Below are 11,376 nucleotides of genomic sequence, written 5' to 3' on the forward strand. Positions count from 1 at the left end.
GGAGTCTGTCCGGCTCACGTCCGGCACGCCGCAAAATCGGCATTCTGCAGTTCCCGGCAGCGTTCAGTGCCTCAAACAGCCAGAAATCGAGGCCCGCCGTCCACCCGCGCACAGGTCTCATGAGCCAGCAGCCGGCGGGCGCCGCTCCGCAGCACCGCCGTCAGCGGGTCAGCCACCTCATCTGGCTGACGCAGGGCAACAACCGTGGTATCGCTCGTCATGGCGTATCGCTCCTCCGGGAGGTTCTGGCAGGCTCGTCACCCGCCTCGATACGCCGCCTCTCTCAGCCCGCCATCACCCAATTTCGGGCATAGCTCTGCCGCCCCCACCGGCCTGCCCATCGGCGAGGGCCGCGGTGGCGCAGGCGATCAGGTCCCGGGCGGAACTGCCGGGGCCGCGGCCGAAGGCGAGGCCGATGCTGCAACCCAGGCTGACCGGGCCGGCGGCGGTCGGCAGTGCCGCGCCGGCAACCAGGCGCTGCAGCCGGTGCGCCGCCTTATGGACGCCGCTGCTGAACACCTCCGGCAGGCAGATGACGAAGCCCTGCGGCAGGCGGCCGACGAGATCATGCGCCCGCACCCCGGCCCGCAGCCGGTCGGCCACGCCCAACAAGATGCTGTCCGGATCGGACGCCGCGACCGCATCTAGGCCGTCCAGCCCAAGCGCGATGACGGCCACGGACGGGCCTTCGAAATTCGAGACATCGAGCGCCGCTTCGACAAAATGCAGCATGGCCTCGGCCGTGGCGGTGCCGGTCAGGGGGTCGCGCCGATCCGCCCGCTGTTGATCCATAATCACGGCCATGACCCGGTTTGCTGCCTGCCGCCAGAAAGCCCGACGCGATTGCCAGGGTTTTAACCTGTTCAACTCCCCCATTTTTCCTGGCCGCAGCCAAGCAAATCCGGGCTGATCCGGGCGCTCCGCCTCCGGCCCGATCAGGTGGGCCCGGCAGTCGCGTCGCTGCCGCATGACATGGCATGGCGCTGGGGATTGCCGCACGCCACGGCCATCGCCGAATCAGACCGCCGTCGCGTACGGCGCGGCGGTGTCTCGCGGCAACACGCCGCGCGGTAATCGAGGCACGACCGCGGGGCACCGGCCGCGCGACACAGATTATGATTCCGGCCTGCCCCGACAGGGGCCATCGCGGCCGAAGGGGTTTCACGTGCGGTACCAGGTCACACGCAGGACGGCGCTCCGGGGATTGGCGGCGGCCGGCCTGGTCATGGCCGGGATCCGCCCTGCGGCCGCCACATCGCCGCCGATCCTAGAGCATCTCTTCTCCTTCGGCAGCGCCGGCTCAGGCGAGGGGCAGTTCGGCTATGTCGAGGATTTCGCCTTCACGCGGGATGGCCGGCTGCTCGTCACCGATGCGGCGCATGCCTGGGTGCAGGTCTTCGACGCCGCGACCGGATGCTTCCAGGGACGCTTCGGCGGCAAGGGCGGGGAGGAGGCGAATCTGGAGAAACCGGAGGGCATCGCCGTGGATGCCGACGACAATGTCTTCGTCGCCGACTACGCGACCGGCCTGATCCAGGTCTACGACGCCGATTTCCGCTGGGTGGCGAGCTTCGCCGGGCACGGCGCCGCGTCAGGCCAGATCGCCAAGCCCGAATTCATGGCCATCGCCGGCGGCCGGCTCTACGTGCCGGAAGCTGAGAACCATCGCGTCAGCGTCTTCGACCTGACCGGCCGGTTCGACTTCGCCTTCGGTCGCAAGGGCAGGGCGCCCGGCGAGTTCGACACGCCGGAGGCGATCAAGCCGGGGCCGGACGGCAGGCTATACCTGACCGATTTGCGGAACGACCGCGTCCAGGTCCTCGGCCGGGACGGCATGCCGCTGGCGCAATGGGGCGGCACCGGCACGGGGCCGGGCCAGTTCCGGTCGCCCGCCGGCATCGCCCTGGACGCGGCCGGCCGCGCCTGGGTGACGGAGATCGGCAATGACCGCGTGCAGGCCTTCGACCGTGACGGGCGCTGGCTCGGCATGCTGGGCCGGCGCGGTTCCGGCCCCGAGGAATTCCTGAACCTGCACGGCATCGCCTGCCATCCCGAAACCGGCCTGCTCTACCTGGCCGACACCGGCAACAACCGCGTGCAGGTCTTCCGTCCGGCGCTCGCCGGTTGATTTCCGGGCGTGAAGCGAAGCCGATCCCATGCGCATCCCCCTGCCGCCTCGTCTCGACGCCGTCTTCGGCCTGCGCGGCCGGCTCACCGCCGCCTTCCTGGCAACCGCCCTCGTCATGGGGCTCCCCGCGGCCGGTGGCGTCTACCTTCTGATGATGGCGGGGGAACAGGTGTCCTTCCTCACCGGCTCCGTCACGCCGATGCGGGTCGAGAGCGGGGCGCTGGTCGGGAACCTGCACGCGCTGCGGGACGCGCTGCAGGTCGGGCTCTCGGGGCGCCTCGCCCGGCAGGGAGCCGCCGTTGGCGGGGCCGATCCGGAGGCGATCGGCACCCGGCTGGACGGCATCGGCCGGGACTGGGCGGCGGCCATTGCGCGCCTGCGCGTCCTCGCCGGGCAGGCCGGGGTGGACCTGCCGATCGCCCGGGCCGAGCGCGCGCATGCGGAGGCGATGCGGCTCGCCGCCGCCCTGCTCGCGGCGGATCGCGCCGAATTCGCCGCCGCGGCCGCCCGCGACGAGCGGCTCGGCGTCTTCCGCGCCGCGCGGCAGCGCATGGACGGCATGCTGCGCGATGTCGCCGCCAGGGCCAATGCGCAGATGACGCTGGCGGAAGAACAGGCCAAGACGACGGAGCAGGCGCAGACGGCCACGACGGAATCGCTCGCGGGCGTGCTTTCGGAGGTGCTGACCGGGATCTATCCGCGGCTCATCGGCGCCGACCGGCTGCTGCAGGGTCTGGTGCAGCTGGACGAGGCCGCGGCGGGCCATGCGGTGCAGCGCAGCGCCGCCACGTTGGACGGCATCGAGGCGGAGGTGGCCGGCATCCTGCGCAATGGCGGCGTCTATCTGCGCCGGCTGGCCGGCCGGCTGCAGGGGGTGGGCCAGGCGGAGCAGGCGCGCGACGCAGCCGCGGCGCTCGGCGAGATCCGCACGGCGCTGCTCGGGTCCGGCGGCGCCTTCGCCCGGCAGCGGGAGGCGCTGGCCGCCGCCGCGGGCGCCGAGGTCTGCCGGATGGCGCTGATCGATGTCGAGGAGGATCTCCGCGGGCTGCTGTCCGAGGTCGCGCGGCAGACCCTGGCGCTGGAGCAGAGCGTGACGGCGGATGCAAGGCGGTGGTCGCGCGAGGCGCTGGCCGGTCTGCTCGCCGCCGGGCTGGGCGCGACCATCCTCGCCCTCTGCCTCGGCCTCGCCTCCGCGCGGCGGCTCACCGCGCCGCTGCAGCGGCTGAACGAGGCAGTCGCCGCCATGGCGGAAGGCCGCTCGGTCACCAGCCTTGCCGGGCTGCTCGGCCGCGACGACATAGGCTCGGCCGCCGCCTCGGTGCTCGAGCGGACGGCGCATCTGGCGACGCATGACGCGCTGACCGGGCTGCCGAACCGTGCCCTGTTCCGCGACCGGCTGACGCAGTGCCTCGCCGAATGTCATCGGGAAGGCGGCGCCGTGGCCGTGCTCTACCTGGACCTCGACAAGTTCAAGGAGGTGAACGACTCGCTCGGGCATGCCGCCGGCGACCGCCTGCTGGTGCAGGTCGCCACGCGCCTCCGGGCCACGCTGCGGGAAAGCGATACGCTGGCGCGGCTCGGCGGCGACGAGTTCGCCATCGTGCAGCGCGGCGTGTCGCAGCCCATCGACGCGGAAGCGCTGTGCCTGCGCATCATCGCCACGGTGGCGGAGCCCTTCGACCTCGACGGCCACCAGGCCAATATCGGCATCAGCATCGGCGTGGCCATGCGCGCGGCCGCGGGCATGGCGGTCGATCCCGGCATCCTCATCCAGGAATCCGACGTTGCGCTCTACCGATCGAAGGAGGAGGGGCGCGGCATCTTCCGCTTCTTCCAGGAGGAGATGAACCTGCGCCTGCTGAAGCGGAAGGCGCTGGAGGCCGATCTGCGCCGGGCCCTGGCCGAGGGCGAGCTGCGGCTGCACTACCAGCCGCAAGTCAGCACCGACGGGCTGCGGCTGGTCGGCGCCGAGGCGCTGATCCGCTGGCAGCACCCCGTCCGCGGCGATATCCGCCCGGACCAGTTCATCCCGCTGGCCGAGGAGACCGGCCTGATCGTCCCGATCGGCGACTGGGTGATGCGGACCGCCTGCCGGCAGGCGGCCGGCTGGCCGGAGCTGCGCCGGATAGCGGTGAACGTCTCGCCGGTGCAGTTCCGCCAGCCCGGCTTCGTCGCCAAGGTGCGGGAGACGCTGGCCGAGAGTGGGCTCGCCGCGTCGCGCCTGGAGCTGGAGATCACCGAAAGCATCCTGCTGAACGACACCGAGGAGATGCTGGCGATCCTCGCCGAGCTGCGCGCGCTCGGCGTCTCGATCGCCATGGATGATTTCGGGACCGGCTACTCCTCGCTCGGCTACCTGCGGAAGTTCCGCTTCGACAAGATCAAGATCGACCGTTCCTTCGTCCGCAACCTCAGCGGCGGTTCGGACAGTGCGGCGATCATCCGCGCCGTCCTCGGCATGAGCCATGCGCTCGGCATCCGCTCCAACGCCGAGGGCGTCGAGGAGGCGGAACAGATGGCCCTGCTGGGGCAGGAGGGCTGCGAGGAGGCGCAGGGCTTCCTTTTCGGCCGCCCGATGCCGGCCGAGGAATTCGCCGCCGTCATCGCGGCGCATGGTACGGGAGGGCATTGTCAGGCTGTTGAGCGCTGGCCGAAATGAAGTGGTGGGGCCAAGCTGGTCGGATGTCGACCGAGCCCGCCACCTACCCCGGCTACCGCTTCCCGGCCGCGGTCATCCACCACGCAGTCTGGCTCTACCACCTGTTCAGCCTGAGCCTGCGCGACATCGAGCTGATCCTGGCCGAGCGGGGCGTGGTGGTCAGCTACGAGAGCATCAGGCGCTGGCGCCTCCGTTTCGGCACGGAGTTCGCAGCAAGGCTGCGCAAGCGGCGTCCGAAGCCAGGCGACACCTGGCACATGGATGAGGTTTACCTGAAGATCAACGGCGAGCTCTTCTATCTCTGGCGCGCTGTGGACCAGCACGGTGTCGTGCTCGACATCCTGGTGCAGGAACGCCGCAACGCCACAGCCGCCAAGCGCTTCTTCAAACGCCTGCTGATTGGTCTCAGATACAAGCCACGGAAGATCGTCACGGATGGGCTCCGCAGCTACGGCGTCGCGCAGCGCGAGGTCCTGCCCGGTGTGCGGCATCGGACCAGCCGCTACCTCAACAATCGGGCCGAGAACTCCCACAGACCGACGCGGCGGCGAGAGCGCCAGATGCAACGCTTCAAGTCACCAGGACAAGCCCAGCGGTTCCTGTCTGCGCACGCGATGATCTATGGCCACTTCCGTCCGCGGCGCCACTTGATGACCGCCGATCAGTACCGCCGTTCGCGCGGCAACGCCTTTCGGATCTGGCGGCAGGAGACTTGTGGCCAAACGGCGGCGTGAGATCACGCAAGCTCCGCCTTTCGGCCAAACTCGACTGCCCATCAAACAACGTGACAATGCCGGGCAACCCGATGCCGCCACGCTGCGGCCCGCCACGACGCAAGCGGTTACAAGCCGGGCACTGTCGGATAGTCTCCTGTCCTGAACCGGCCCGGGCACCGTGACCCCATGGCCGGATTGGGGAACACCATGCGAACGCTCTCGGCGCCGTCGCGCGAAGGCGACCCGCCCGCCATGGGTGCAGGTCGGCGCAGGTCGCTGTTCCGCCGCTACGTCGTGAACCTGGCCGCGGCCATCGCCATCCCGGTGATGATCGGCGGGGCGAGTGAGGCGTGGTTCGGCTATCAGGACCAGCGGGCGCGGGTGGATGAATTGCTGCGGGCGGAAGCGCGCCTGGCGGTCGAGCGGATCCAGGTCTTCCTGGACGGCATCCGGGATTCGCTCGGCTGGGCGGTCCAACTGCCGTGGGAGGCCGGCACGGGGCAGGACGCGGCGCGCCGCCTCGACGCGCTGCGGGTCATGCGGCAGGTTCCGTCGATCGCCGCGCTGGCGGTGCTGGACGGGGCAGGACAGGAGCGCGTTGCCGTCTCGCGCCTCGAGCTGGACCGGACCGGACGCCGGACGAGCCCCGCCGCGGGGCCGGCTGCCGCCGGCACCCTGCGCGGCAACGGCGCGGCCTGGTTCGGGCCCGTCACCTTCGAGCGCGGGTCCGAGCCCTACATGACCATCGCCGTCGCCGGCAACCGCGCCGCGGCGGGCGTCGCCGTTGCGCAGGTCAACCTCAAATTCGTCTGGGAGGTGGTCAGCGCCATCCGCGTCGGCGAGACCGGCTATGCCTTCGTCCTGGACGATCGTGGCCAGCTCATCGCTCACCCCGATCTGAGCTTGGTGCTGCGGGGCGAGGCGGCCATCCGCGGCTTCGAGGCGCTGCGGGCGGCCGCACTCCGCGACCTCGGCTCGCTGGTGGTGACGACCGATGCCGCCGGCCACCACGTCGCCGCGATCGCCCTGCCGGTCCAAGGCGTGAACTGGACCGTCGTCACGACGCAGCCGCTGACCGAGGCCTTCGCCGTCGTGCGGGCCGCCACCTGGCGTGCCGCCAGCCTGCTCGCGCTCGGCGCCCTGATCGCCATGGCCCTCGCCTTCGGCTTGGCGCGGCGCATGGCGGAGCCGATCCAGGTGCTGGAAGCGGGCGTGCGCCGCGTCGGCGCCGGCCATTTTGACTACCGGATCGAGGTCCGCACCGGCGACGAGTTGGAAAGGCTGGCGACCAGCGTGAACGAGATGGCCGCCGAACTCGCGGCCTCGCAGGAGAAGGGTGAGCGCATCGCCCGGCTCAGGCGCTTCCTCGCGCCGCAGGTCGCCGAACTCGTCGAGCAGGCGGGCGCGGACCGGCTGCTGGAGGGGCGCCGGCAGGAGGTGGTGGCGGTGTTCGGGGACCTGCGCGGCTTCACCGGCCTGGCGGCACGGGTGGAGCCGGAGGTCGTCATGCGCGTCCTTACCGAGTATCACGCCGTCCTCGGCGCGGCCGTCGCACGGCACGGCGCGACCCTGACCGGCTTCACCGGCGACGGCTTCATGGCGCTGGTCAACGCGCCCGTCCGCTGCGCGACCCCGGCGCTGACGGCCCTGCAGCTCGCCCTCGACCTGCAGGCGGCGATGCAGGCGCTGCTTCCCGAATGGCGGCGGCGCGGCCACACGGCCGGCTTCGGCACCGGCCTGGCGATGGGACCGGCCATGGTCGGCAGCATCGGCTGCGCCGGGCGGCTGGACTACACGGCGGTCGGCAGTGTGGTGAACCTCGCCGCCCGGCTCTGCGCCCTCGCCCGGGACGGCCAGGTCCTGTGCGATGAGGGCGTGGCATCCGCCGGCCGTGCCGCCGGCATCCCGATCACCACGGTGGGGCCGCTCGACGTGCGCGGCTTCGAGGGCAGGATCGTGGTCTTTGCAGCGGCGAATGAGACCGCCGCGGCGGAGCAACCGCTGTCCGGGATGGCCAGGCCGGCCGCCCTGCCCGGCCCGGTCGACGGACCGGTAAGCGAGGATTCGCCGGCAGCCGGCCTGGCCGTGCCTACGCCGGCAGGACCGGGCTGATCTGGGGCAGGCCGCGTGCTGCGCCGATCCTGGTCCGGCGGGGGCGCGTGCCGGTCCGCAAGGGCGCGGAGGAGGTGTCGGGTGAAGCGACGGGACCACATGGCCCTTCTCGGGGCCCTTCTCGGGGCGGCGGGCCTGCATCCTCTCGCCGCGCGGGCGCAGCGGGCGGGCCTGCCGGTGGTGGGCTATCTCGGCCTGGAATCGCTCGACCTTTTCGCCAGCCGCATCCAGGCCTTCCGCCAGGGCCTTGCGGATGCCGGCTATGCCGAGCGCCGCAATGTCGCACTCGAATTCCGCTGGGCGGAGGGCCGCTACGACAGGCTGCCGGCGCTCGCGGCCGATCTGGTCAGCCAGCGGGTGTCGGTGCTCATCGCGCCGGGGGGCGCCCCGGTCGCGCTCGCCGCGAAATCGGCCACGTCGAGGATCCCGATCGTGTTCGAGATGGGGGGCGACCCCGTCGCGCTCGGGGTCGTGGACAGCCTGAGCCGGCCTGGCGCGAATCTCACCGGCGTCTCGAGCCTGAGCGTGGAAGCGAGCGCCAAGCGGCTGGAATTGCTGCACGAGGTGACCCCCGGCGCCGCGAGCCTGGGCGCGGTCGTCAACCCCACCAGCCCGACGGCATCGGCGCAGGTCGAGAGGCTGATGGCGGCGGCCGGCCTGTTCGGGCTGCGGCTGGACGTCATCCATGCGCAGCGCGAAGCGGAGCTCGACGCCCTGTTCCCGGCCCTGCGCGATCTCGGGGCCGGCGGGATCGTCTTCACTTCCGATCCCTTCTTCGCCTTCCGGAGCCAGCATCTCGCCGGGCTCTCCGCACGCTACGCGCTGCCGGCCATCACGCAGTCGCGGGACTTTCCCGTCGCCGGCGGCCTGATGAGCTATGGCGGCGACTTCATGCGGTCGCACTACCAGACAGGGGTCTATGCTGGGCGGGTGCTGAGGGGGGAGAAGCCGGCGCAGCTGCCGGTGCAGCAGAACACGAAGCTCGAACTCGTCGCGAATCTGCGGACGGCGGATACGCTGGGCCTGGCGCTGCCACCATCGCTGATCGTGCGGGCCGATGGCATCATCGAATGAGGCGGCTTGTGGTCGAATAGCTCGGCTATTCGGCTTCGTCGTCACAGCTCCGGGCAGGCGGCTATTCCGGACCCGGCTCTTCCCGCCCTCCGACAGTCTGTTGATCTGGCCCTCCGCAGGGCTCGTGCTCCAGGGCGTGGCGATGGTGGCGACCACGACTTGCCTATCGCGTTCGAGGCCGCGAGCGAAACTGTCGAGCAGGGTTCCATTGGCGGTCTGCATCCACGCAGCCAGAGCGGTATCGGCGCTTTCGATGTCAGGACGGCGCTCGCGCAGCAGTAGGTGCTGACCATGGGCGGCGCCGCCGGCCGGGGCGCGCGCAACCAGGTGCTCGGCGGCCACAACCTCAACGCCGTCACCGGCCGCGGCTCCTTCGCCGACCAGCAGGTTGTCACCATCGGCGCCCAGTGAGCGCCGGGCCCCGGCGTCCCGGCCCCGCGCGCGGACGCCGGGACGCCGGCCGCGCCCTCGAAGAGAATCGCGTCATGATGCGTTCCATGCTTGCCGCTGCCGCGCTCGCGCTCTGCGCCGCGCTGCCCGCCACGGCGCAGGATTTCGGCGACGTGCGGCTGCGGATTCTGTCAGGTCTCGCGCCAAAGCTGACGACGTAAGTTGCGGGCCGCGTTCAGCCGATGCCGCCACCGGTTTTCAGACAGACGCTGGCGTGCCTCAGTTTGTGACAGCTACATTCCTGCCTCCCGATCTGCATCGGAACAGTTCTGCTTGTGCGGCCGAACACATCGCCCGAACGAGCCATGCTCTAACTTCCCCTTGTCGTAAAAAGCGTAGGGAGTTACGAAAATGGCACAAAAATTTTTCGTCCTGGCCATCATGACCTTGAGCATTGCGTCGGCAGTGCCGCAGGCCAGAGCCGACGGCAGCGAAGGAGCCGGCTTGCAAGTCGTCACCGAGGCGATCCGCCAGCAGGCCATCCAGGCAGATCACTCGGGCTGGTCCAACGGGACGGCTCGCCTGACCAACTCGGGCACCGGATACAGCGTGGCCTACTCAGGCACGCCGGAGGGTAGTGCTGGCCACACCGGCGTCGCCTCGATCTTTGGTAATGATGGAGGCAGTCCAATCATCGCGTATGGTCCTGAAACACCGTCTGGGACGATGGTGGCCCGGCGGTAATGCTGATTTGTCGGAGGAGCATCGTTCACACGGTGCTCCTCACCCGCCGGGGGCATGATCCCGCAGGTCAGCTGTAAGCGGCCGTTCCGGGCCCTTCTTCCCTGGGTGCCTGCGGATGTGCTGGGTCAGCCTGGAGCAGTGGGCTTGCGGACGACGTTATGGATATCGCTACAGACGACGCAAAAGGCATCGGCGGTGCCGTCGCGGGTGTGGTGGGAAATCCGGGCGGCGTAGTCTCCGGTTTGTTCCACAAACCGACTCTGGCGTTGGCGCGCCGGCGGAGACCACGCCATGGCAAGGATAGCAGCAAGGGGCCTGCCGAGCAGGGGCTGTTTGGCGGGGAGGCCTAGTTCGACCCGATCGAGGCCGGCCTGCGGGACCGGATCCGCGGCCTGATCGAGGAACTGGTGAAGCAGGAACTCGAGGCGGCGCTGGGCCGTGGTCGCTACGAGCGGGCTGGCGGTGCTGTTGGGCACCGGCATGACCACCGGACGCGGCAGCTGACGGGCTGCTTCGCGGCGGTCGAGCTTACCGTGCCGCGGGCCCGGCTGCGGGCCGAGGACGGCGGCAGCCGGGAATGGCGCAGCGCGGTGCTGCCGCACTACGCCCGGCGGACCCGCCAGCTTGAGGCGCTGATCGCGGGTGACTACCTGGCCGGGACCAACACGCGGCGGATGCAGCGGGCCTTGGTGGCGTTGTTCCGCGGCGCGGTGGGCAAGGACGTGGTCAGCCGCGCCTGGCGCAAGGTGAAGGTGGACTGGGACGCCTGGGGCTGGCGCGACCTCGGTAGCGAGGACATCGTCCGGCTCATCCTGGATGGCACCGTCGTGCGGGTCCGGCTGGACCGCAAGGCGACCTCGGTGTCGCTGCTGGTGGTGTTGGGCGTGCGCCGGGACGGGCAGAAGGTGCTGCTCGCCATCCGCAGCATGGGCGGGGAGAGCGAGGCGGCGTGGCGGGCGGTGTTGGACGACTTGGTCGCCCGCGGGCTGCGCACCCCGGAGTTCCTGATCACCGACGGCGCGGCCGGCCTGGAGAAGGCGCTGGCCGCGCTCTGGCCGGCGGTGCCGGCCCAGAGGTGCACGGTCCACAAGCACCGCAACCTCCTCGCCCACGCGCCGGACCGGCTGCACGAGGAGGCCTCGGCAGACTACACGGACATGATCTACGCCGAGACCGCGAAGGAGATCGAGGCGCGGCGGCGGGCGTTCCTGCGCAAGTGGCGGCTGAAGTGTCGGGCCGTCGCCGACAGCCTGGAAGAGGTCGGCGAGGCGCTGTTCGCCTTCACCCGGTTGCCCTCGAGCCAGTGGAAGTCGGCCCGGACGACGAATGCGATCGAGCGGCTCGACGAAGAGTTCAAGCGCCGCATCAAGACGCAGACCGTGCTGCCGTCAGCAGAGACCGCGGCCATGCTGTTCTGGGCCCTGCTCGCCTCAGAGTCCATCCGGGATCATGTTCTGGTTTGGCAGAGCCTTCGCAGCATGAGGCGGACGGAGGCCCAGCGCAGGAAGCACAGGCCTGACCGGTTCAGGCACTCCCAGTCCTTGGCGAGCCGA

General features: G+C 70.6%; 9 protein-coding genes and 2 pseudogenes. 8 read left to right on the forward strand and 3 right to left on the reverse strand.

Annotated elements, in window-relative coordinates; genetic code table 11:
* Window positions 1-71: 71 nt before the first annotated feature.
* Together E2C05_RS33305 and E2C05_RS23245 are read right to left on the reverse strand one after the other, a co-directional pair.
* A complete protein-coding gene (locus E2C05_RS33305) occupies window positions 72-221 on the reverse strand; it encodes a hypothetical protein (protein WP_158292319.1) in 150 nt (49 codons plus the stop codon).
* A 73-nt stretch (window positions 222-294) separates the two neighbouring features.
* A complete protein-coding gene (locus E2C05_RS23245) occupies window positions 295-876 on the reverse strand; it encodes a GGDEF domain-containing protein (protein WP_158292320.1) in 582 nt (193 codons plus the stop codon).
* A gap of 349 nt (window positions 877-1,225) precedes the next feature.
* Here E2C05_RS23245 and E2C05_RS23250 point away from each other — a divergent pair, with 349 nt between their 5' ends.
* From E2C05_RS23250 to E2C05_RS23280, 8 genes and pseudogenes are all read left to right on the forward strand, one after another.
* A complete protein-coding gene (locus tag E2C05_RS23250; RefSeq protein WP_133222033.1) occupies window positions 1,226-2,128 on the forward strand; it encodes an NHL repeat-containing protein in 903 nt (300 codons plus the stop codon).
* Between the two features lie 28 nt (window positions 2,129-2,156).
* Complete coding sequence (locus E2C05_RS23255) at window positions 2,157-4,787, forward strand: putative bifunctional diguanylate cyclase/phosphodiesterase (RefSeq protein ID WP_133222034.1); 2,631 nt, start codon at window positions 2,157-2,159, stop codon at window positions 4,785-4,787.
* 23 nt (window positions 4,788-4,810) lie between these two features.
* Window positions 4,811-5,521, forward strand: coding sequence for an IS6 family transposase (locus E2C05_RS23260; protein WP_133222035.1), 711 nt, complete (start codon window positions 4,811-4,813; stop codon window positions 5,519-5,521).
* Window positions 5,522-5,755: 234 nt separating this feature from the next.
* Window positions 5,756-7,615 carry a cache domain-containing protein gene (locus tag E2C05_RS23265; protein ID WP_133222038.1) on the forward strand — a complete coding sequence of 620 codons (1,860 nt, stop codon included), beginning with the start codon at window positions 5,756-5,758 and terminating at the stop codon, window positions 7,613-7,615.
* A gap of 81 nt (window positions 7,616-7,696) precedes the next feature.
* Complete coding sequence (locus E2C05_RS23270) at window positions 7,697-8,689, forward strand: ABC transporter substrate-binding protein (protein WP_133222036.1); 993 nt, start codon at window positions 7,697-7,699, stop codon at window positions 8,687-8,689.
* Between the two features lie 282 nt (window positions 8,690-8,971).
* On the forward strand, window positions 8,972-9,100 hold the full coding sequence (locus E2C05_RS35195; RefSeq protein WP_274607324.1) for a hypothetical protein: 129 nt from the start codon (window positions 8,972-8,974) through the stop codon (window positions 9,098-9,100).
* A 390-nt stretch (window positions 9,101-9,490) separates the two neighbouring features.
* Window positions 9,491-9,823, forward strand: a complete 333-nt coding sequence (locus E2C05_RS23275; protein WP_133222037.1) for a hypothetical protein — start codon at window positions 9,491-9,493, stop codon at window positions 9,821-9,823.
* 329 nt (window positions 9,824-10,152) lie between these two features.
* Window positions 10,153-11,268: pseudogene (locus E2C05_RS23280) on the forward strand (IS256 family transposase); the annotation flags it as partial.
* A 2-nt stretch (window positions 11,269-11,270) separates the two neighbouring features.
* On the opposite strand, the pseudogene E2C05_RS23285 reads toward E2C05_RS23280, so the two are convergent.
* Window positions 11,271-11,376, reverse strand: a pseudogene (locus E2C05_RS23285) (IS5/IS1182 family transposase); the annotation flags it as partial.

It is taken from the genome of Paracraurococcus ruber (assembly GCF_004353985.1).
Classification (GTDB): domain Bacteria; phylum Pseudomonadota; class Alphaproteobacteria; order Acetobacterales; family Acetobacteraceae; genus Paracraurococcus; species Paracraurococcus ruber.

What these genes read in the sequence shown, in the direction of transcription:
- E2C05_RS23250 (WP_133222033.1), top strand. Translation starts at nt 1,226, where the DNA reads ATGGCCGGGATCCGCCCTGCGGCCGCCACATCGCCGCCGATCCTAGAG.
- E2C05_RS23265 (WP_133222038.1), top strand. Translation starts at nt 5,756, where the DNA reads ATGGGTGCAGGTCGGCGCAGGTCGCTGTTCCGCCGCTACGTCGTGAAC.
- E2C05_RS33305 (WP_158292319.1), bottom strand. Translation starts at nt 221, where the DNA reads ATGACGAGCGATACCACGGTTGTTGCCCTGCGTCAGCCAGATGAGGTG.
- E2C05_RS23255 (WP_133222034.1), top strand. Translation starts at nt 2,157, where the DNA reads ATGCGCATCCCCCTGCCGCCTCGTCTCGACGCCGTCTTCGGCCTGCGC.
- E2C05_RS23275 (WP_133222037.1), top strand. Translation starts at nt 9,491, where the DNA reads ATGGCACAAAAATTTTTCGTCCTGGCCATCATGACCTTGAGCATTGCG.
- E2C05_RS23245 (WP_158292320.1), bottom strand. Translation starts at nt 876, where the DNA reads ATGGGGGAGTTGAACAGGTTAAAACCCTGGCAATCGCGTCGGGCTTTC.
- E2C05_RS23260 (WP_133222035.1), top strand. Translation starts at nt 4,811, where the DNA reads ATGTCGACCGAGCCCGCCACCTACCCCGGCTACCGCTTCCCGGCCGCG.